Raw genomic sequence first — 21,813 nt, forward strand, 5'->3', positions numbered from 1 at the left:
ATGACTCAACAAGGATCTGAGCGCCGCTGTGATCTTCAGACATAGAGCTCATTTTGCATGCCTTTCAGCGACCGAAGATAACGGGCACGATTAGGATCATGAACACCAGCAAACATCGACTGTAAACCATTTTTTTGCACTGTAAACCTTAGTAGTTAACAGTACAAAAAAATGGTTTACAGCCAAATGTTAATCCCCAGGCTTAACCTTCACCGGCATGCTGCGAGCCATGCTGTCGCACTGCAGCCACTCAAAATCTGGCTATTATTCAGAGCGGAGCGGCATCGGGCTGCTCAGCATCCAGGAAAGCAGTGTATGGCAAGGATTCGTCGGATTCAGATCGAAAATTTCCGTTCAATTCAAAGCCTGGACTGGAGTCCTGCTCCAGGATTCAATTGCCTGGTTGGCCCTGGCGACAGCGGGAAGTCCAGCATTCTCGATGCTATCGACCTCTGTCTGGGTGCCCGGCGCAACGCATCGTTTGGTGACACTGATTTCTATCGACTGGATGTCACACGCCCGATCCAGATCATGGCGACCCTAGGCGATCTGCCCGACGACTTGATCAACCTGGACAGCTACGGGGATTTCCTTCGAGGCTTCGACCTCGCCAATCAAACACTGGAAGACGAACCGCGCTTTGGCATTGAGACAGTCCTGACCTTAACGCTGAGGGTAGAGAGCGACCTTGAACCCCTCTGGCAGCTCTACTCCGAGCGGGCGCAGCAGCAGGGGATTGAACGTAACCTTGCCTGGAAAGACCGTGCTCGCATCTCTCCTGCTCGCATCGGCAGCTATGCCAACATCAATTTGTCGTGGAGTCGCAACTCCATCCTCAACCGACTTACTGAAGACCGGCCCGACCTGGGCGGAGCGTTGGCGGCAGCAGCGCGAGACGCCCGCCTGAGCTTCGGCGCTCAAGCCGGCGCACAGCTCCGAGAACCACTTCAAATCGTGACTCAGACTGCCACGAATCTCGGAGTTCCTGTGGGCGCATTCGCGCAGGCTCTACTCGACGCACATGCTGTTTCGATTGGTGATGGCGCTATCGCCTTGCACAACGAGCAGGGCATTCCTTTGCGATCCTTGGGCACAGGTTCATCCCGCTTACTCATCGCTGGGTTGCAGCGCCAAGCAGCCCAGGCAGCTTCAATCGCTTTGGTGGACGAGGTGGAGTTCGGCCTGGAGCCGCACCGGTTGATCAGATTCATGGATTCTCTTGGCGCCAAGAACGTTCCAGAGCCACTTCAGGTGTTTTTGACCACCCATTCCCCAGTAGCGCTGCGAGAACTTTCAGGTCATCAACTCTTCGTGGTTCGTTCACTTGCTGATCGCCATGAGGTACGCCAGGCCGGTATCACCGATGACGTTCAAAGCACACTTCGAGCAGACCCTGAGGCTTTTTTGGCCAAGCGCGTGGTGGTATGCGAGGGAGCCAGCGAAGTGGGACTTATGCGTGGCCTGGATCAGCACTGGGGCACCTTGGGTCATCCCTCTTTCCTGGCCCTTGGTGGAGCATATGTCAACGTCAACGGAGGCAGCCCCGACAGGGCCTACCAACGTGGCTCCGCACTGCTCAGCCTTGGCTACCAAGTACTCGTCATTATCGATGCGGACAAGCCCGTCAACGCAGAAATCCAAAACGCGTTCCTTGCGGCAGGTGGGCAGTCCGCTACCTGGGGTCAGGGTAGAGCCCTGGAAGATGAGCTGTTCGCAAGCCTGCCGGATGCGGCGGTCGACAGGCTGATTGCACTAGCTATCGAAGTCCGGGAACGAGACCTAGTGGCTAGCCACATACGAGATCGATCTCAGAACACTTTGAATCTTGACGCAATACAAGGATTTCGGGAACAAGGTATCCCCTATGCCCCACCTACGCGAGCAGCATTGGGCCTGGCGTCCCGCATCCGCAACAATGGCTGGTTCAAATCGGTGACAACGTACGAGTTCATTGCCAAGACCATCATCGGCCCTGAACTGAGCGCTTCTCACCAAAGCCTCCAAGCGACCATCAACTGGATCGAGGGCTGGATACATGCCGCCTGAGATCGCTCTGTTCGACTTTCCTAGGGGATCCATCACTGCGCCTGCAGGCTGCGGTAAGACCCAGCTGATCGCCGACACGTTGGCTCAGCACAACGGCCCCAGGCCCATTCTGATCCTCACCCATACCAACGCCGGGGTCACAGCCCTTCGCGCCCGGATGGCTCGGGCCAGGGTGGCACCGACCTCATTCCGAATTGCCACGCTTGATGGGTTCACCATGAAGCTGATCAGCATGTTCCCAGGCAGGAGTGGCCACGACCCGGCAATCATGCTGCTGACGAACCGCGCCAATGACTACCCCGCCATCCGTGCAGCTGCCCTCGCGCTGTTGAGGGCCAGGCATCTTGATCAAGTACTGCAATCGACCTATTCGCGCGTCCTTGTCGACGAGTATCAAGATTGCAATCGAGTGCAGCACGCCATCGTCACCTGCCTGGCCGCCACGTTGCCCACGTATGTCATGGGCGACCCAATGCAGTCGATCTTCGACATCGCCCAAAACAGGTTGGTCGACTGGAACGCGGAGGTTCTTCCGGAATTTCCCGCTATTGGAGCCCTGGGTACGCCTTGGCGATGGCGACTGGCAGGCGCAGAAAACCTGGGACAGTGGTTGCTACACGCGAGACGGCTACTGGAAGCTGGCCAGCCCATTGACCTCGCCGCAGTGCCTCCTGAAGTTCAATGCGTGCAGATTCAGGCAGCAACCGCCGACGCGCAGCGGCGAGCCGCTGCCATGACGCCCCTGGGCCAAGGAGAGTCCGCGCTCATTATCGGCGATTCGAGAAACGTCACTGGCCGACAGCGTCTGACCAGCCAAACACCCGGTGCGACCACAGTTGAGGCTGTGGATCTCCCCGACCTCATTACCTTTGCCCAGAATTTCCAACTGGCGGGGCCAATGGCACTGACTCACATAGCAAACTTCGCCGGGAGCGTGATGACCGGTGTCGGCGTTACTCCCTTCCTCACACGAGTCGAGACGATTCGCAATGCTCGCAACCGCACCCCGCCAACAGTCGCAGAGTCCGTGGCCGTAAGCTTCCTGGCAGAGCCAACCTATCCAAGGGTGATAGACCTCTTGCAGATACTTTCCGAGCAGCAGGATTGCCGCGTCTATCGACCTGAAATTCTTCGCTGCTGTATCGCCGCGCTCCGGATCGCAGCGTCCAGAACTCACACACTCCATGAAGCCGCCATCCAGATCCGAGAGCGCAATCGACTCCAAGGCCGACCTCTATCTCGTAGGGCAGTCGGCAGCACTCTGCTGCTGAAGGGCCTGGAAGCAGATGTTGCGGTGATTTTGGAGCCAGAGGAAATGAATGCCAGGAATCTGTACGTTGCAATGACCAGAGGCGCTAGACGGCTCGTCATCTGCAGTCAAAACCAATTCATCGGTCACCGGAGATAGGTCAAAGTGGACGCCGGCTGAGAGTCAGAAATGCTTCATGCCATCACCTTCGACATGACCGTCATAGTCATTGATGGCATCACGACTCTGTGCCGCCGACTGCCGCATCCACCCTCGACTGGTTCAATACGTCAGGGGTCGAAGCTGCACGATTCAACGCCACCTGTTCACTCATCCACTCGCCGACAGAATCGAACTCTTTCAGCATCGCCGCGAACTCATCATCACTCAGAGCTCGCGCGAATTCACTGTCGTGAGGGCTTTTGTCCGCGCCACCTACTATCCCTAAGCCTACATGCCCCAAGGTCTAGAACAGGTTCTTCACTTCGACGAAGACTGATCCCGTCTCGGCAGCAGCTCTTACCTTACGGTCGATGACGTCTGTGAAAGGTATCTGCTTTTCTAGAGCATCATGAATATCTTTGCCGGAAATACACACCAGGCTTTTTCCTCGACCGAAGGCCTTTAGCCCAACATCGGAAAATCCGTAATAGCTTATGAACACGCCGCGTGTCCAGGCAGCCTTATCAACGACCTTACCTTGCAGGATATGGAGCTCACCGACACCCACAGGCGTACTCACCCATTTTGCTTCGACTAGGTAGATTTCACCTCGACAGAGAAAGCTGCCGTCGATTTGCTCACCAGTGTTCCGAAACGGGGCCCGAGGCTGAAGGTTCGAAATCTCAAACAGTTCCTGCAGGAACGTCTCGAACGCATATCCGCGCGCTTGGGGCTGCAGCTTATGGATAGCCAGCAGTTTCTGCTTGAGCGCAGCTGCTTGATCAATGCTGACCTTGCGAACTGCAGCAAATGGGTCGCCAGCAACACTACCTGCGGTGCCAGATTCCAGATTCTGAATCAGCGTTAAAAAACGCCCTTCGGCATTCGCAACTGGCTCATCCTTTGCCTGGTGGATGAGAAGGCTCTGCCGATGTGCCCACAGCGCTTTCAGAGCTCGGACACTCGTCTGAGTATCTGCGAGCCTGAGGAAACTACGAAGACGTCGGGCCTTGGACGTACCATCGGCAGTGAAGAGAGGATCATCTATATCGATCTCCAGCTCCTCGAAGAAGAATCGGCTGAATGTAGGATTTGAGAAGTCCAAAACGTATCCCCCCTCCATTTCGAAGAGAAGATCCAAGAGCTTCATGTCCAACGGTTTTATCTTCGGCATGCCACCCGTCCTTGATCAAGCACAGCAAACCGAGCATACGACATCGCAGTGAAAGACCCAACGGGCAAGCCTTCAGGACTTAGGTAAGCGGCTGGAGAATTCATCCAAAAATTCTAGGTGCCGTGGCAACCGAAGGACGCAAAAAATGGGTGTAAATGGGTTCGTACTGGGCGACCGAGAAGCCTGCAGGAGTTAAAAGCAGATGCCGTGATCAATTCGCATGAGCATATCAGCAGCATCTGAGTATCCCGTGGGGGTATATAGCAGTGTGCAAGGTGTCCGGTGGCCCAGTCCAACCACCGACCTTCCAATCCAGCGTTGAGCTTTGTCACGATCTCCGAACACTCCTTCCGCGACCGAAAGAATTTGCTCGTATCGGCCCACGAAGCAACGATGCTCAGCGCTCCAGCACGCGACTGGCGAGCACGTGCATGGCGCAATAGTTCTCGAATCACTCATGGTTCAGCCTCATGGAGCCTGTATCAAAACACCTTTAGCACTGTGGACAGCTGCATCCGCCGACGCTGTCCGTCCCCGACGAGGACGTAGACGGTGTGCGCCGTCACAAAAAACTTCGAGTCACTGAATTCAACCATGGGCTGGGTGCGCACCCAGCTCTCGCTGATATCTGAGTCGAGGCTGTCGTAGAGCGCGTTGAATGCCAGGATCATCACCGGCTGCTGTCCTTGCGCCCGAATCCCCTGCAGCACCTCCTCAGGTGCAGCAAGATCGAGCCAAACCCAATCACTGACAACGCAGTGACTACGGCCTGGATAACGCTCCTTCACCTGCTCAATCGCATCCTCAACGTCCAGCTTAACACCTGGCATATGCAACGCTGGCCCAGCCAACCTCGCTTTTATTTCATTCATCCTGGAGCTCCGATTTGACGTGATTTTAGGAGCTTGGGCTCTTTCAGCCTAGGCTCGTCCTGATCTGGGTTCCTTACCCCGAACAGGCAAATCGCCCAAAGAGATATTGATATCAAATAGACACCATATTCGTCGAATTGAATCTAGCTGATACCTCTCCCTCAGGCGTCCAGGGCTTCCGTTGATGTAATCGAGAATGGAGTGACAATCACGTAATGGTCGGCACCCGAAATGCTACGAAGAAGCGTCATGCCATGCTTCTGCGATAGCCGAACTACGTGTGGTGTTATCACTGTCATTCCGTCCAGCGCTGCCCCTGAGCGATCGCAGTAAACAGAGCCTGTGAACCGAGAGCCCACCTGAGCAGCGTGCATCAGAAACGCGTCGATCAGCACACCCCAGGCGATGGCCTTTGCAGCCTCAACTTCCGGGGGAACATGAGATATCAGTGTTGTATTTATCGAGCTGTACGACACAGCGCACTCCGTATCTTCAAAATTCCACGATCTTCCCGAGATCGAAACCACACTCTTCTTCCGGATAACCTCGTTGATTGCTGATCAGCCTGCAGCCTGATAGCTCAACATCAGTCGAATGGTGGGTATGGCCAAAAATCCATGCATCGGCTCGGTGGACTAGAGCGTGCCATGTATTGCAGTAAGCAGCGTTCAGGTGGCCCTCGTGCTCGCCACCACAGACTTCGATAATGGGCGCATGATGTGTGATTACGACAGTTTTGCCGGCGAACGGCTTTTGCAGCTCTTCAGTTAGCCATTGCTTCGCTTGGTGATTCCTGCTGGCGACGTCGTCCGGGCGCAGCCGTCGATAGTTTTGATCGGCGCGTATCGCCCGGTAGTCAGTCATCATCGACCGCGCCATATTCGTTGCAGCGATCACATCGCCGGTCGAGCTGAAATCTGTCCAGCCGCTTGTTCCCAAGAACCGAATCCTGCCTGCTATGTAGCACTCGTTTTCGAGCACATGGACATGACTCTGCGCAGCGGCGCGGGCTTTCTGAAGCGTCCTATCAAAATGGCCGGCGTAAAACTCGTGATTGCCCATCACATAGAGGACGTCGCAGCTGAAGGTCTCATTAGCCCACCGCACACCTTTATCCAATTTGTGAATGTCTCCAGCTAGCACTACAAGATCGAGGCTTCCTGGGGCAAATGGTGGAAGCTGGAGCGCTGAGAATTCCAAGTGCAAATCGGAGAGGATGTACACCCGCATATCGCCGCCTCTTAATTCGATTTAATCGTAAATTGACAGCCCTACTCTGCTCGAACTCAGACGCAGGGATGGATCACGTGCGACCAAAGATCATCGCCGGAACATGCTGCAAAAGAGTCCATGATAGCCGAGAGGTTCTTATAAGCACAACCTGCGCTATTTATCAGAACCACCAGGATATGGCTCTATCCTGACTTTTCGGATGATCATGACGCTGAAAAACGAGATAGGTGCAGCGCTTAGGGCCATACGGCAGCAGCGCGGCTTGAGCTACGAAGAGCTCAATGAGTCGACCTTCCGAACCTCGCTAAGCCTAATCGAGCGTGGCAAATCCAAGCTCACCATCGAAAAGCTTTCCTCCTTGGCCAAGGCCTTGGATTTTGACCTCCTTGCGTTCATGGCGATGTGCATAGCGCTTGAGCGCGGTCAGACACCTGATGACGCCATCGCCGCAGCCCAGAGTGAATTGGATCGTTTCAAGGCCGCTGGTGGCCTGGCGCTGCTGCAAGAGCAGATCGTAGACGGGGAGCTTGTTTCTCGATCCAAGGGCAAGCCGGCGAATTCCGAAAACAAAAATGCGGTGCGGCGGCTGAAGGCTGAGGGGAAGACCCAAGCCGAAATCCGGCAGCTGCTTGGACTTTCAAAATCGACGGTGAGTCAGTACTGGCACTCAGAGTCGTGAGCTGAGGCTTCAAGGAAAGTTGAGGTGGTCTTGCGGGCGGCTTTGACACAATCTAACTCCACCCATGCATAGCAGAGCCTCCTGCTTGAGAATGCCAGAAGCCGCCAATCAGGTACGTGGGCAGCATCACCAGCCCGCGTAATGAGTTACAAGCAGTCCCCACTCCCGTAGCGCTGTTCCATTTGCTCGCAACACTGCGAGCGCTTCAGCTGCAGAAATCTTGGTAGGACAGCCACCTATCAAGTAGAAGTCGTCCTTTCCAGGGGAGTAGAGGTGAAGCAGCGTAAGTACCATCACACGCTGTAAATCAGTCATTTTTCTGTATGCACGGCGCATCGCCTTTAAACCTTCGGGGTCAGGCTCTGACCGATCATGATCAAAGCCACAGGGACGCATGGTGTAGTGGCTACCTTCTTGAATCCCCCACGGCCTACTTTCAGTGAAGCAGGCATCCAGCTCGTATTTCTTAACGATATGCCAAGCGAAATCTCCGAACTTTCTCCCTCGTTCTTCGGATGGCCCGTCTATCGGCGGAGGTACCCACCGCCAATTCAATTGAAGTCGTAGGCTACCACTGCCATCAGATCCAGGGCGTGAGTTGGTCAACGGGGCTTCGCGCAACCGGCACCGGTCTTATGCTCATGGTCTGACCATGTAGGGAGTACTGGGTCACTCACCCACAGTCAGGCCAAGCGGTCGATTGCCTGCTGGAGCAAAGCCTAGAGAGCTCGCCACCGCCAAAGCCACGTTGTTAATTCCAGCGGTCACGATCAAACCCGAATGCTCATTTTCGCCTCAAAAATCATCAGATCGCTGACCTCGTCACTCATCATTTTTCTGACGATGCGCGAGTCCACTTGGACTTCGCCATCCGATCCCACCCTGACCATTTCTGCATAATCTGCGAGCATGAGGTCGGCCAGGCCACGGCTGAAGCCGTCCCGAATCAGCTTGATCCTGAGATCATCGTCGGTACCATATTTGATCCGCTTGTAGAACCCAGCCTCCAAAGCACCGACACCGTTGAGCACTTCCACGAACTTTAAGATCCGGTTGTCGAAGAAATCCTCTTCGTCCTTCAAATGCACGATAGCCAGGTTGATGCGCTCGGCATCATCTTTCTGAGAGATCCTGACCCAGTTCTCGTACACGCTCTCACCGAAGGTCGAGTCGCCCCATTTGCCCACAAAAACGTGGTCGGTGACTCCTTCTTCGGCAAGCTTGTTCCAGTACCGAAGGGTGAGCCGGATCATTCTCTTGAGGCTGTATCGCTTCAACCTCCAATCCAGAAGCATGGTGTAGAACTTAAGCGCAGGGAGCTCGTTGAGACGTAGCAAATCACGGTGCTCTCGGCTATCTTCAAAGTTTGCGATGAAGAGCTTCTGGACAGCCCGCATCAGTCGTGCAACGTCGCTGATTTGCCCAAGCGTCTTGACCGAATTCTTGATCCGCCGATCAATACGTTCCTCATGCTTGAAAACATCGAGTTCACTGATGCTATTGGCGATCATCAGCTTTCCAAGCTCGGTCGTCACGTATTGGCAAGGACGATCCCCCAGCAAGCCCGGATGCAAATTTGCCAGGCGTTCAACCGCATCGTTGTACAGTTTCGAAATCTTGCCATCCACGATGGTCGTGGCCTCAAGCATGACATTACCGACGCTATCCTGGTCAACCTGCGAGACGTTCACCGCCTTTTGGTAAAAGCTTTGGAGATTTGCCCGCTTGCTGGTGAACCCCTCGACTCCGAGCAGATAAATACTGGACTCCAGCTTCTTCAGTGAAGCCTGCGCCTCAGGCGCAAATACTTCGCTAAAACGATTGACCCGCCCAATCAGGTTTTTGAACTGGGACGACGTGAGATTGCTTTGCCCTTTTGTGTAATCAAAGATAAACAACCGCTCGATGGGTAGATTCACGCCCTCCAGTAACGTTGAATTACACACCAGGTATTTCATTTTCTTTGAAGCGCTGAAGAGACTTTCAAGATACAGGCGGATGGTGTCCGGGATAGAGCCATGGTGATACATGACGCCTTTCCTGAGACACGAGATCAAGCGATAGCGCTTATCAAAAGCATCCTCCAGCTCGTCGCATGCACGCGCGATGAAGGGACAATCAACAGGCTTCAGTGTCGCAGCCAACCCCACAGCGAATGCCTCAATACTCTTCTTCTTGTTTCCATAGATGATGTTCTTGTTGAGCGACTCGCGTCGGATCAGCTCGAAGCAATTCTGGTATTTGCCGTCAATATCAAGCCAGACATTGAGGAAATGGTCGTACAGTTTGAGTTTTCCATCCCCCTTGTTTGGCCTGAAATCTCGAAGGTAAAAGCGCTCTGACTTGATGTACTCATCAATCCTGAATCCCGTAGGGATCATGTCCAGAAAGCGTACCCTGACGTTGAGCTCGTCACAGAGAAAGGGAGTGAGGAACTTGAACGAGGTCTTTTGGTTGCGCGCTCCCAGAATGCACAGCATGGTAGCCAGCAGTTCGCTTCGTCGGTCATTCTGAAGAAGGTTGTGCGCCTCATCGACAAACACCATGTCGAAACTTAGCAAGGGGTGATCGTTCAGCAGCCGGCTCAAGCGCTCCTGGGTCAGCACAAATGCTCGATCGTTTCGGCCTTCAACATACATCTCAGGATGAGAGATCACCTTCCCCAAACCTTCAATATCGGCATAAATGAGGCGCTTCTTGGTCTGTGCTAGGAGCGCTTTGGAAGGCACCAGGATCAGGATCTTACTGTGAGGGTTATCGTTCACTGACTTGATGATCAGCTCGGACTTTCCATACGACGTCGGGGCCACTACCACGGAAGAGTGCTCGTATTCGGACTGGACGAACGTGCGCAGTGCCTCCTGCTGCTCGGTCAGTACAATGCCCTGATCGCGGAATGTGTCAACGTAGCTTCCTACAATCTGTCGGATGAAAGAGTCGCTGCGGTGGTCGTCCTCTGGAAAGTCGTTACCGATCACGGCAGATACAGGATGTAAGCCGTGGTGGAGCGCGACATCGTAGAGGGCTTCGTATCGGCCAGTGAGGTTTCCGTAAAACAGGATGATCCGATAGCCCAGACGCTTGATCTCCGGCGTCTGATGGTTAAGCAACAGCACTGCGATAGCCAGCAGCTTAACGACCTCCGAGTCTTCCATCTCATCCTTGCTGAGGAGGCGGAAGTACAGGTCTTTGAATTTCGTGTTGGCTAACTTCCTGATTGTCAGCTCTTTCATGTCAGTGTCCCGATTCCGCTTTCAAAAATTCTTCCAACCGCGTCAGCGTGCCCTTGTGCAGCGACAGCACCACCAGCGTTTTGAAGGCAGACTCGCTTGCTAGGTCAGTTGTGAACTTGGAGATGGTTTTTTCTGCAACGCGCTGGGAGACGTCACTGAACAGGGCCGATATCAGAAAGACGTTATTGTCAGCTGCAGTCGCCGATTGACCCACGGCCATGTCAGCCTCAAGCTCTAGAATCTCCAGCACGGAGTCCCTGAAGTCAGCCTTGGCGTGGATGGAGTTGCGGGCCGCGTTGATCGCGTTCTGCCAATGATTCATCTCCTGCTCCGCGAGTCGTCCCTTTAGATCATCGCGGGCCTTAGCGAGCAGATCACGAGTGGCAGTACATGGGGTCTTGCCCACCCTAATCCCACCGGATTTCACCTCAGTGATCCAGACCTCATTGCTTGACGATTCATAGAGCAGCAGATCGAAGCCCTTGCGTATGCTTTTCTCTTCCATGTTGAAAAATGGAGAGACAACGTCAAAGCCAGGGAAAAGCTTCAGGATCACAACGTGGGACAGGAGCTCTCCAAGCATCCCTACCTGAGTCTTGCGTGTTTTACCGGAGTATCGATCCCAAAACGCACGCAAGGTTGCCGGGTACTTGTACAAAGCTCTGTCACGGCTCGCCTGGTCAACGCCATGGCATATCCGCGTCAGATTTTCCCGAAGGGCATCCTTGAGCTCATCAGATAAACGCTCGACACAGCACAACGCATACTGATCAACCTGCTTGAAACTTACACCATCCATAACCTATCCATGAGGGTCATCTCTGGTAATTCCTTTGCATGACGATAGCGGCAAAACGCCACCCATCGATGCAAACTATCCTGATTTTAAGGCAGAGGTAAACAGGTAATTGCGTCCCTGTGAAATTTGCCAGATATCGTTACGTAGGAGCTTGGGAGCGACAAGACGATCGTACTATTCCAATGCATGGCTTGCCGATGCACCCGCGCCAAGCGATGATCGCTTGGCGGCTATCACCCGCCGTCCCATCTGGATCATATGTGGTACTACGAGGGCTTATCCTTGACACTTGGAACTTGCGCCTGCAAACCCGAGTTCTTGGCCGATGGCCAATGCTTGTCGTGCGACGATACCCGGGTCAGAAACCTCAACCGAGAAAAGACGCTGAGGAGCAACCATGCTAGGCGAATTCCTGGATGGAATGACTACCTCGCCTTTGAGGGGGCGCACTGCAGACACTTGTACGCAAATTTGAGTGACCAATGGAAGTGCCCGTGCTGCGACCGGACGAAATTTGAGTTACTCCGCTGGACAATGCTTTTTCCCAGTAGACCAGACAAGCGGGAAGGTTGGGCCGTTGGGGTTCATACCCATCATGATCATGGCGCTGATCCATACGGGATCAAGCCTCAGCCGGGTGAGGTCTGCCGAATCAGCAGCTTTGCACCGATAACAATTTGTGAACAGTGCAACAGTGCTGACGGTTCAGCTAAAAGGCACCTGAAACTCCCTAGGCATTTTACTTTTGGGCCTGCGGAGATTCGGGCGTTTGTCCGCTCAACGCCACACGGCAAGCACCTCATCAAGTACGACGTCGCCAAGGCGATATTCGATCAGGTTACCGCTCCCCACCCGTTCCCCCCCTGGCGATAGCACTCAGTTGAGTTGCAAACCCAGTTCCGAGCCCCGGATGCACCTTCTATGGATAGATGATGGTCACTGCTGTTGTTTCGATTAGCTAGGCAGTACCCCTGAATAGTGATCCACCTACCCTGGTACATCGGCTTGAGGTCGATTAGGTGGGCTCATCCAAGCGGAGGCTTGCCACATGTGGCGCTAAGTTGCCGGCAACTGAGCTGACAATTCCCCTGCTTGCTCACGATCCGCCACGCTCACTATACAGCGCTCAATAAACTCAAGCTCTTGGGTGAGTTCAGTGGCGCGTTTTTCCAGCGCATTCAACCCGGCCCGGTGTTCCTTTTGCACCTCTTCAGGAGCTCTGGCGAGGCCTGCTAGCTTCCTGCGGGCCTTCTCGATCTTTTCATTGACCTCAGCAAGGTATCTCTCACCGGACTCCTTCTTTTTGTCCGTGAAAAGCTGGCATTCCAAGAAGCGGATGGCATCGTAGATTTTCAAGACCTCCCCACTGGTCTTGGAGTGCACGAAGTTCAGGCTGCCTTCATCAAAGGCGTGGTGCTCCTGGTTTTGGCCGCCCCAGTTGACCAGATCGTTCTTGATGAAATTGAAGTGCGACAAGTCGTAGTCAATGAACGGCTCCACCAGCTTGAAGGTGTGCTCCAGGCTAACCTGCAGGTACACGCTCTTCTTGAGCTGCGACTTGTTGAAGTTCGCAGTGACCTGCACGCCGTTCTCAATGCAGAACTCCAGCACCATGGACTCGAACCAGATCCGGCAATACAGCAACGCCTGTCGAACGTCGAAAACCGACAGCGCCACGTGCACCTTTTTCTGAAAACCACCCGCGTGATCAATGACCACGATGCCTTTGTTCGTATAGCTGAGCACATGGTTTGCGTGCTGGTCGGATTGAGGATGGCGATCAGCGATGATGCAGAAGCGCTCCCAGAAGAGGCGATCGTGGGTCGTCACCACCATCTGGATCCGGCGCAGGTAGTCATCATTGAAAAACAAGTCGATGATGTTGGATCGGTGATCCGTATCGATCGCGTTGACGACGTCATCAAAAACGATGAGCGGAAAATTGTTTTTCTCAGCCATCGCCAAGAGAATCGACAAGCCCAGTGCCCTCAGATGCCCTTCGCTGAGCACAGCAAACGCATCCAACAGGGAGCCGTCAACGTTGGTGATCTTGATCCGGTAGCTCTCCGTAAGCTTTTCAAAGGCCAGCGTCTCAATCTGCTCATGGTCATCGTCGTGGTTATTGATCGCTCGGTAGTACTCGGCAGCCTTGGCTTCGATCCCTGTAATGCGCGCTTTTTCAAGCTCCAGCTTGTAGTCCAACAGGTCGCCGTAAAGCGTTCGGTATTCAGCCTCAAGATCCTTGAGCAACTGGTTGAAGTGGCTGTTATCCACCGAGTCGTTGAGCAAAGCCGTTCTCTGCCCTATCAGCGCAAACATCCTGTCATTGGCGTCTGTGAACCCGGTTAGCGCCTGGGTTTTGAGGTCAAACTGTCGTTTCAGCGACTCATCGACCTGCTTGAGGTGTTCGATGAGCGCATCCAGACGAGCCGCTTGAACCTCCGCCTGATCAACCTCCCGTTGCCTGCGCTCGCAGGCACGCAGATAGGCCTCGATCTGGGCTGTACTGTCAGCACAGAGCGCGATGAAAGCATTGAGGACAGACGCCGCCACCGTCGAGCGGTCAGTGGCCGTATGGAACTCTGTGAGCACCGCTTCCAATACGTCCATCGCCACTGGGCAGGGTACATCGGCATAGGCATTGGCCTTCACGGAACTGACCCCGGTCGCGATCCTTGAAGCCCAGAGGACAACTTGAGTATCATTTTTCTGTTTGGATTGCTTCAGGGCCTCCAGAGCCCCGAGCGCCTTGATCTGATCACGCGCCCTTTCAAACGGGTTCACCGTGACTTGGTCAAGGGGCGTCAAACAGGCGGGACAGGTCTGCTCAGACGGCTGTTCGGTGGCTTCCAAAGCTTCCAAGGCTTCAAAAACAGCGCGATAGTTAACGTCACTGGCCCTTTGCAGAAACAGTGTCTCGATCTGCGTTTTGCGGCTGAGCAACCGCTTGGCGATGGCAGACGTACGCGCAACATGCTTGATGGGAATGACCACCGGTGCTTTGGCCGCTCGCAGTCGCTCGGCCCCACGGATGTGCATGTCTATCGTCTTGCGCAGCCGCTGTACCTTTGGACGAATTTCGAAATCCTGATCGGCCCGCAGCCCCAAGAGCTGACAGGTTTGCGAAATCGCAGCGTAGATGTCTGCCCTGTGCTTGCTCCGCACTTGGCCAAGCTCTGTTCGTGCGCGTTCAAGGTTCGCCAGGGCCTCGGCCTGGTCGGCACGCATGAATGCCTTGAGCGTAAAGCTGTCAGGGCGCACGAATCGGGAAATGACTTCCTGAAGCTCTTCCAGGCCGAACAAGGTCGCCAAGACATCACTTTCGCCACTACCAGTGTCCTTCGAGCCCAGCAGCGAAAACTCCTGAAGGCGATTGCGATCAATGAAGCAACTCGACCAACTGATACTGGGCGCAATTTTGAGCTTATTCGCTCCCAGGAGAGCGAGCTGGGGCTTGGTTTCTCCTCGTGCAATGTACTGCTTGACCTTGGTCTTGCGCCTGGCGGCTTCCTTGATGTCCCCAGTGGTGCAAATTTCGATGGCTTCACAGAGCGATGATTTGCCGCCGCCATTGGGCGCGTAGAAAATGTTTTTCAGCTTACTGAATCGAATGAACGTGCCTTTGTCGTCGGCACCAAACTCGCCAAAGCCCCGGAAATTCCTGACGCGCAGGTGATCTAACGCCCCCAAGCCCGAGGGTGGTATCCGATCCAGTTCAGGCCTTTTATCGAGCACTTTCTTGAAGCGAGCAGCGACGCGCTGGTAGTTACGACCCAGCAACTGATCCGACGCAGTGGTGATGTGTGACTTGATGTGGTCGGAGTAGCGGCCCTTGCTTTGGTTGGCCTGGTACATACACCAGAGAAGCACCAGGTACGCATCAGTACGCCCCTCAAGGTTCTGCCTGGCAAAACTTAAAAGGTACTGACTCATTGCGCCTCCTCCCTGGTACGCATCAGCGTAACCGGACTGGCATCAGGAAGCCATTACCGAGCGTTGTGGATGGGCCGCTGTCCGGAAAAACTTGGGCGGTTTCATACAACATGGGGGATGCACCCAACCTGACTCGCAGCCCCAGTTACAGAGATATTGATCCCATAGTCTGATCCCAAACCCGGTTTGACGCCCGGTATACTCAGGACAAATAGTGCTGCATCAAAACGCCGTTCAAGCCTCCAGCACCCATTTTTGATAATACCGAGGAAGCACCATGCCAGTTGACGGGCCTCTACCTGGGACGGGTGATCAGCACGACATCAATGCCGATGCAACACGTTGCCTGATGGCTCGACATCCCAAGAATTGGCGAGTGCAAAGCCTGGAAGGGACTGACGACTATGGCTATGACTTCCAAGTGCAGACCACGCCGAATCAACAAGCGACGGATATTTTCCGTATCCAGCTTAAGGGCACCCGCTCTCCGAACCTGACGGCGGATGGCGAATACATTTCGGTGTCTCTGAAAGCCACCACTGTCCGCTATTACGCCCGAGCCGTAGAACCGGTACTTCTGGTGATCTGCGACCTATCGGTGAACGAAGATCCTGTCGACTGCCCCCTTTACTATGTTTGGCTCAGGGATGAGCTGAATCGCATCTCGGTCGACGATCTGTCCGCTGAACGCAAATCCGTCACCCTTCGTGCGCCCACAAAGAACGTACTAAAAATAGCTACGGATCTCTCGGAGGACATTCGCCACCAGAACGAACTGTCTCGCATGGGGCATATCCTGAGTGAGCGCGCAGAGCAAACACACCCAGGGATGCAAGCAGATGACCGCTTAACCCTGGTTCAGGGCGTGGTAAAAGGCGTGGCTGCACGAGGCTCCGCACTGATGAACGCCTTGGCAGGCCCAACGGAAGACTACTGGGTCAACCCAGCTCGCGGCACGCTTGCCTGGAACTTGACTCAGGCCAAGGCAGATCTACAGGTCACCGCGCTGGATCGAGCGAAGATCCAGCTAGATGAGGCAGAGCCAAAACTCGAAGGGTCGGCCACCCTTGAGCGCGCAGAATATTGGCGCCTACGTGGCAACTGGCAGGTTCAAACGGGAGATAACAGAGCGGCAGTCTCTTCCTACCAGAACGCGTATGAGGTAACGCCGCTCCCCAAGTTCCGAGCAGCCCAGGTGGAAGCGGAGATCCGCATCCGATTCGAGAACGATAGCGACTCACTTGCAGAGCTACATGATTTACTGGAGGGTGCAGATCCAGCCATCATTGCCATTCGCTCCCGGCTGCATGCCGTGCAAGGGCATTACGAGTTGGCCGTTGAGCAGGCGAATTTGCTTGCGGAACCTCAACGGTCTTTCGCCAGAGCGTTTGCACATTGGCTGTCTGAAGAACCGGCAAATGCCCTGACGGACTGCGAGGCGGGCCTTGAAGCCTGTGACGCGTCCGATGACATTCGTGAACTGTTGCTGTTGCTTAGGGCCCGAGCCAAATTTTCCCTCGCAGTGGCCACCGCCACTACGCCGCGACGTGAATCTATCCCACCCGCAGGTCTTCCGGGTGTAGACCTTCAAAAGCTTGAGGAAGCTTGGGTTGCGATTAACGATGCTGTCCTGTCCATAAAGGCATCTGGCTGGGGCTCCAACATAGAGCAGCTCGTCGACATCTGGGGGGCCACAGCGTCGGCCCTTGGCAAGGCAGAGTCGATACTTGCAGACCTGAAGGATGCAGCGCAGAAGCGCCCTGACTTGCCCCATATCCATGAGGTCTTGCGGGGCATTGCGGGTCAATTGGCGGACTTCACCCTCGCATTGTCGGCAAATGATCAGTTGCCCGACTCACCTGACAAGCAGTTCTGGGGCACGCTTCTGCTCTATGAAACCCGTAAATTTCGGGCGTGCTATCAAGGCTTTGGCGCATACGTCGGTGACGTGGATCGCAGCCACCCCCTGTTTGGGGCGGCTGTCACCGCAGCGTCTATTTCGGCGCACAAATCAGTTCAGACCGGCCTCGTGAACCAGTGGATGGGGCTGCTCGAAGCAGATCCTGCTCTGGCCCCCGAAGCCGCCCTCGCACAATTTTATCTCCAGTTGGAGATGAGCAGGTTGGCCAAGGATGAGGCGTTGAGGACGCTGCAGGCCAGGTATGAAGAACTGGATCGGCCCGTCAGTATTGCACTCACCCTCATCCACGAGCTTGACCCTACCGACCCGCAGAGCGCGCAGGCGTGTGTTCGACTCTCCGAAAGGATCACTGAGCACTATGTCCTCTCGCCTGCGGTGGCTGTGCGGCTTGGGCTGGCCTTGGTGACCTTGAGAGATTGGCAAGGCATCGTAGAGCTGTGTCAAAGCAATCGAGTTCGCGTTGAGCCTGGCGATCGAATGGGAGCCTTCGAGGCATTGGCACTTGATCACCTGGGCGAAACGGAAAAGGCCCGCGATCGGTTGTTGAAAATTGTAGCCACAGGATCTGACGATCCACTGGCACTGAACACCTATGCGACGATTGCCACGCGTTGCGGCTACGTCGATGACGCCGTGGAGGCAGCGGAAAGAGCGCTCGAAACTGCGAGATCCAAAGGGGAACAATTGGAGTTCGTTAAGTTACTGTTCTTTCTCATTCAGTTTTCCGACCCAACGAGCGAACGGCTACTGGAGCTGGCCCTGCGAGCGGGCGAGCTGGTGGATCAGAGTGTAGAGAGCCAGGAAGGCACCTACTTGATGATGCACCTGAGCGGCACTCTGGGTGGACGCAGTGACATCGACCTTGCCAGGGATAGAGAGCAGTTCCGCACACGCGCTGATGCATTCTTCAGGAATTTCCCGAATTCCCGGATGCTCTGGAGAGGCGAAATCCGAGAGGGCGCCTCTGGCACGGAGTTGGTGGAAAGCCTGAAAGCACTGACTGGAATGACGCCCGACAGAGAGGCCTTCCAGAAGCGGCTAGAGCGCTCCCTACAGCAGGGATTGAATACCGTTCCTTTCTCGTGGCGCCCACGACTGGTGCTGTCTTACGTTTGCGATATCGTGCACCTGTGGGAAATTGCCAAGGTGTCCAGCCGGGATGATCGCCAGTATCACTTGGCAATGGTCAACGATACAGGTTGGCAGCCGACCGGTGCCGATGACCTGCGCAAGCGAGTGCCTTTGCTGGATTGGACAGCACTGTTAGTCCTTAACGACTTGGGGCTGATCGACGCCGTCATTACTTTCTTCGGTCAAATTGCGGTGGCCAAGGCCACGATGGAGGAGCTTGCCGAGTTCACGAACCCCGTGTTTGGAAGCCCAAAGCGAAGCAAATGCTTGGAGCTACAGAACGCTTTGAAACCCCATCTCGCCTCGATCCTTCAGCCCTCCCCTCCAGAGGTGGCAAGCGAGGCATCGCCCGCCAGAGTCATTGGGCGCAGCAACAGTGAAATCGTGGAGATACTTGGCAAAGAGCCGGAACGGTACCGGCTCTATTCTGATGACGAATCGCTGCGGATATTTTGTGCTGCAGGTTCCGAGGTCGACGGTTTCTGCACGCTTGATGTCCTGACCGCAATGACAGAGGTTGGGCAGCTCTCCCCTATTGAAAAAGCCGGCAAAATTGCGCAGCTGTGCGAATGGCGGGTCGGGGTAATCGTACAGCTATCCGAAATTGTCCGGCTGCTCCCCCCGGCTGCCTATACTGCACGAACCGTACGTCAAGCCGTAGAAATCCTCGACGCTGAACCTAGGCTCATTTCAGTGATCTCGGCGCTCTGGGATTATCGAGTACCCTTTGAAAAATCGCTGGGGCATGCAGCATCGGCGTTGCATGCACTAGTGGAGCAGGCTCAGCTTCCTGAGACTGGACTAGCTGCGCTGATGCGACACTGGCATGTCAAAGCAGCTATGAAAAATGATGCCCCTGATCAGGCCCTTGAGACCATAGTCCTTTTGATCATCACCGCCGCACTCATGGGTCATTTGCCGAAGGCTTGTGCCAAACGACTCTGGGCGGTTTACAGGCTGTTGGTCGAGTCTCACCATGGAGACCAAATGGACGAGCGTCTTGAGAAGGTTTCCATCCGGTTGCTAGGTTCGAAATGTGCTCAGTTGGAATCTGTAGCGGCTGGCGAAGGGTTGCGAATCTTCACCGAGCTCAATGAGAGCCTAACGGAGGGCACGATTGACCAGTCAGAGTTCGCCAACGCTTACACCACAGCACGAATAGCGGCGCAAAGCCCCAAATTCGGGCGATGAGTGCGGGCCGCAGGCGCTGGACGCAGCGCTATGTGGCCTAAGTATGGTCGACGCTGGACGCGTCGCAGTTAGGGTTGGAGCAGATACCCTCACGCGCTTCTCGAAACGCTCTCTTGACCGCCGGAGCGAAATCATCCGCATGACGGGCCGACGAGCCCCCCCCCCCGCTCAACATCCGCTAGTTGGCGCGAATCAACCTTGTGATAGAAACGGCCACCGATGCTTTTCGGCCTGCTCAGTTTCTGGCCAGGAGTGGTTATCATCGTACCCACAACACGACAGGGCAACGAGCTCATGACCTACGCACTTATAGACAATGCCACCCTCACAGCTGTCCAGCGTGCCACTGGAGCTGTCACGGTACAAAACACCGACACGATCAATGGAGACCTGTGCGCTGTAGAGAATTTCCTCCAGGGCATTCTTTTCTACGATGACCTGTTGTGCATCGACAACTACAAGCCTCAGCACCGGGAAGCGCGGAAAAAGCAGTTCCCGTACCTGCGCTTCGTTGACCCAACCCAGTTCGAACTGCAGACGGTCGACGAGGTTGCACAACGGGAAGCCGCGCTGATCCGCCCCGAGATTCGCGGAGGTGAGTTCGTCGATGAGGACTTCGCAGGTCTCCTGGAGCAGCTGAAAATGAACATGGTCTGCACCTGGGATAAATCTTCCAGCGTGTACTACCTGACCATGAGAATGCTCGGGCACCAAGCCACTGATGCCTATGGCAAGTACAGCGCCTTGAGCGCTGCAATCTTTGCCGAATTGGCAGACGTGGGCGACACACGTGGACGCTGGTCGCAAGAAGTGAAACTCGTAGGCTCCGATGGCCACGTCTTCACCGAGCAAGACTTTGCCAGGAAGAAGCCCGAAGATTTCGGCGGCGCCACAAAGCAGCTGGAGATGTTCATCGCTTCCCTGAACTGGCTGGCCTACAAGTCCATCTACTATTCCATGGCAGCTAAGCACCTTAAGGCCGACTCATTTATTCATCCGATACGCCATGCCTATCAGTTGCACTGGCTGAAAAAAAGCGGCTTCTTCGGTCACGACTTCACGGCTCGCCTCCTGGCCAACCTCTCCAGCAAAACACAGACGAGCATCGCTGAAATCAAATCTCACGGGGGTGCGCAGACTGTAGCTCTTGACCTGCCGCTTTTCTCAGCCTGGATGACCCAGGTCTCCGGCAGCGTGCCGAACGCGATCATGGCTGCCAAGCAGATTCGCAACGAAGACCATTTCGTCACCATCCGACAGACTCTGAAGGAAATACGGGTCGCGTTCGATGAAAAGGGCATCGGTGACGGCAACAGGTTGGTCACCAAATTGGTAGGCGATGTTGACAAGATTTGCGGCGACCTGAAACGCAAATACGGCGTGCCCTCTGCCCAAGGCATCCAAGGAAGCTTCCTGATCAAAGCGGTTAACACCATGACTGGATGGGCCGGCATTCCGGGCTTACCGGATCGCGAGTTTGCCCTGTCCACCCCTGAGTTCATGAAGTCGCAGTCGACCAAGGCGTTCACGACCGTCGTAAAGGACATCACGGCAGAGCTGACGTCTATGGAGCGCCTCGGTGGTGTTCGAGACCTCATGGCCAAATCTTTCGTTATCGACAAAGAAAAATTCGGCAGTCCGAAGGTTCAAAACCCCCGGTACCGTCACGCGACCTCTGAGTGGCAAAAACCAATGTAAATGCCGCTCCGGAGCCCGCCCCAGGGCATTGCTGTACACAGGGCGGGCCGTTCTGATGATGGGAGGCTGCCCACGTTGATCTGCATTCAGGCCTCAGCATGACGACGCTACGCGCAGTTTAGAGACAGCAGTTTTTGTACTTAACACCGCTTCCGCAGGGACAGAGTTCGTTGCGCCCGCATTTCCTTGGGATCAGTTGACCACTACGAAGTTTCGGTTCAGTCGTTCCGCCATGGATGGCCATTGCGTGATATCCCTGGCGTTTACCGACTTCAACAATGGTCACAATCGGGAGAGTGAGATTGAGCTGCGCATAAAGAAGATCGAGTTCGATGAGGCCCGTCGTGGGCTGGACAAGAATGAAGGTATGCGTCCGGGCATCACCCCTTGCGTAACTAAACCGGCTGCCACCTATGCGGCAGCAACTCCTCAATTTCACTCGCCCGCTGCGTCGGCAGACGCGTGAGGACGTCCTTCAAGTAGGCATACGGA

Annotated in this window: 14 protein-coding genes; 5 read left to right on the top strand and 9 right to left on the bottom strand. The window is 55.0% G+C overall.

The window, feature by feature from the left end:
* Positions 1-315: 315 nt before the first annotated feature.
* Together FIV38_RS24750 and FIV38_RS24755 are read left to right on the top strand one after the other, a co-directional pair.
* Positions 316-2,046 (top strand): ATP-dependent nuclease, encoded by a 1,731-nt coding sequence (locus FIV38_RS24750; protein WP_059764612.1) that lies wholly within the window; start codon positions 316-318, stop codon positions 2,044-2,046.
* Positions 2,036-3,454 (top strand): UvrD-helicase domain-containing protein, encoded by a 1,419-nt coding sequence (locus tag FIV38_RS24755; protein WP_092234215.1) that lies wholly within the window; start codon positions 2,036-2,038, stop codon positions 3,452-3,454. The genes FIV38_RS24750 and FIV38_RS24755 overlap by 11 nt, the downstream gene beginning before the upstream one ends.
* Before the next feature lie 307 nt (positions 3,455-3,761).
* Here FIV38_RS24755 and FIV38_RS24760 read toward each other — a convergent pair whose 3' ends face one another.
* From FIV38_RS24760 to FIV38_RS24780, 4 genes are all read right to left on the bottom strand, one after another.
* Complete coding sequence (locus FIV38_RS24760; protein WP_016980395.1) at positions 3,762-4,631, bottom strand: restriction endonuclease; 870 nt, start codon at positions 4,629-4,631, stop codon at positions 3,762-3,764.
* Positions 4,632-4,823: 192 nt separating this feature from the next.
* Complete coding sequence (locus FIV38_RS24765) at positions 4,824-5,090, bottom strand: antitoxin Xre/MbcA/ParS toxin-binding domain-containing protein (RefSeq protein ID WP_082706826.1); 267 nt, start codon at positions 5,088-5,090, stop codon at positions 4,824-4,826.
* A gap of 23 nt (positions 5,091-5,113) precedes the next feature.
* The gene (locus FIV38_RS24770; protein WP_059764609.1) at positions 5,114-5,503 is read right to left on the bottom strand and encodes a DUF6957 family protein; all 390 of its coding nucleotides are present in this window, start codon (positions 5,501-5,503) and stop codon (positions 5,114-5,116) included.
* Between the two features lie 492 nt (positions 5,504-5,995).
* Positions 5,996-6,733 (bottom strand): metallophosphoesterase, encoded by a 738-nt coding sequence (locus FIV38_RS24780; RefSeq protein ID WP_092234212.1) that lies wholly within the window; start codon positions 6,731-6,733, stop codon positions 5,996-5,998.
* A gap of 208 nt (positions 6,734-6,941) precedes the next feature.
* Between FIV38_RS24780 and FIV38_RS24785 the strand changes: the two genes are divergently transcribed.
* Complete coding sequence (locus FIV38_RS24785) at positions 6,942-7,415, top strand: helix-turn-helix domain-containing protein (RefSeq protein ID WP_059764771.1); 474 nt, start codon at positions 6,942-6,944, stop codon at positions 7,413-7,415.
* A 770-nt stretch (positions 7,416-8,185) separates the two neighbouring features.
* On the opposite strand, the gene FIV38_RS24795 is transcribed toward FIV38_RS24785, so the two are convergent.
* The 3 genes from FIV38_RS24795 to FIV38_RS24810 form a co-directional block, all read right to left on the bottom strand.
* Positions 8,186-10,648 (bottom strand): DEAD/DEAH box helicase, encoded by a 2,463-nt coding sequence (locus tag FIV38_RS24795; RefSeq protein WP_092234209.1) that lies wholly within the window; start codon positions 10,646-10,648, stop codon positions 8,186-8,188.
* A gap of 1 nt (position 10,649) precedes the next feature.
* A complete protein-coding gene (locus FIV38_RS24800) occupies positions 10,650-11,447 on the bottom strand; it encodes a Hachiman antiphage defense system protein HamA (protein ID WP_092234206.1) in 798 nt (265 codons plus the stop codon).
* A 1,056-nt stretch (positions 11,448-12,503) separates the two neighbouring features.
* Positions 12,504-15,380, bottom strand: a complete 2,877-nt coding sequence (locus FIV38_RS24810) for an AAA family ATPase (protein ID WP_092234203.1) — start codon at positions 15,378-15,380, stop codon at positions 12,504-12,506.
* Between the two features lie 277 nt (positions 15,381-15,657).
* On the opposite strand from FIV38_RS24810, the gene FIV38_RS24815 reads away from it, so the two are divergent.
* A complete protein-coding gene (locus tag FIV38_RS24815; RefSeq protein ID WP_092234200.1) occupies positions 15,658-19,623 on the top strand; it encodes a DUF4365 domain-containing protein in 3,966 nt (1,321 codons plus the stop codon).
* 294 nt (positions 19,624-19,917) lie between these two features.
* Positions 19,918-21,321, top strand: a complete 1,404-nt coding sequence (locus FIV38_RS24820; RefSeq protein ID WP_059764769.1) for a hypothetical protein — start codon at positions 19,918-19,920, stop codon at positions 21,319-21,321.
* A gap of 118 nt (positions 21,322-21,439) precedes the next feature.
* On the opposite strand, the gene FIV38_RS31025 is transcribed toward FIV38_RS24820, so the two are convergent.
* Together FIV38_RS31025 and FIV38_RS24830 are read right to left on the bottom strand one after the other, a co-directional pair.
* Positions 21,440-21,565, bottom strand: coding sequence for an SEC-C metal-binding domain-containing protein (locus FIV38_RS31025; protein WP_082706825.1), 126 nt, complete (start codon positions 21,563-21,565; stop codon positions 21,440-21,442).
* A gap of 151 nt (positions 21,566-21,716) precedes the next feature.
* Positions 21,717-21,813 (bottom strand): transposase domain-containing protein (locus tag FIV38_RS24830; RefSeq protein WP_146492580.1); only part of this gene is annotated, 97 nt, incomplete at its 5' end.

The organism is Pseudomonas proteolytica, from assembly GCF_007858275.1.
Lineage (GTDB): Bacteria > Pseudomonadota > Gammaproteobacteria > Pseudomonadales > Pseudomonadaceae > Aquipseudomonas > Aquipseudomonas proteolytica.

Excerpts from the sequence above, each read along its gene's own strand:
- FIV38_RS24800 (WP_092234206.1), bottom strand. The coding sequence starts at position 11,447 with ATGGATGGTGTAAGTTTCAAGCAGGTTGATCAGTATGCGTTGTGCTGT.
- FIV38_RS24820 (WP_059764769.1), top strand. The coding sequence starts at position 19,918 with ATGACCTACGCACTTATAGACAATGCCACCCTCACAGCTGTCCAGCGT.
- FIV38_RS24815 (WP_092234200.1), top strand. The coding sequence starts at position 15,658 with ATGCCAGTTGACGGGCCTCTACCTGGGACGGGTGATCAGCACGACATC.
- FIV38_RS24770 (WP_059764609.1), bottom strand. The coding sequence starts at position 5,503 with ATGAATGAAATAAAAGCGAGGTTGGCTGGGCCAGCGTTGCATATGCCA.
- FIV38_RS24785 (WP_059764771.1), top strand. The coding sequence starts at position 6,942 with ATGACGCTGAAAAACGAGATAGGTGCAGCGCTTAGGGCCATACGGCAG.
- FIV38_RS24755 (WP_092234215.1), top strand. The coding sequence starts at position 2,036 with ATGCCGCCTGAGATCGCTCTGTTCGACTTTCCTAGGGGATCCATCACT.
- FIV38_RS24780 (WP_092234212.1), bottom strand. The coding sequence starts at position 6,733 with ATGCGGGTGTACATCCTCTCCGATTTGCACTTGGAATTCTCAGCGCTC.
- FIV38_RS24795 (WP_092234209.1), bottom strand. The coding sequence starts at position 10,648 with ATGAAAGAGCTGACAATCAGGAAGTTAGCCAACACGAAATTCAAAGAC.
- FIV38_RS24750 (WP_059764612.1), top strand. The coding sequence starts at position 316 with ATGGCAAGGATTCGTCGGATTCAGATCGAAAATTTCCGTTCAATTCAA.
- FIV38_RS24810 (WP_092234203.1), bottom strand. The coding sequence starts at position 15,380 with ATGAGTCAGTACCTTTTAAGTTTTGCCAGGCAGAACCTTGAGGGGCGT.
- FIV38_RS24760 (WP_016980395.1), bottom strand. The coding sequence starts at position 4,631 with ATGCCGAAGATAAAACCGTTGGACATGAAGCTCTTGGATCTTCTCTTC.
- FIV38_RS24765 (WP_082706826.1), bottom strand. The coding sequence starts at position 5,090 with ATGAGTGATTCGAGAACTATTGCGCCATGCACGTGCTCGCCAGTCGCG.
- FIV38_RS31025 (WP_082706825.1), bottom strand. The coding sequence starts at position 21,565 with ATGGCCATCCATGGCGGAACGACTGAACCGAAACTTCGTAGTGGTCAA.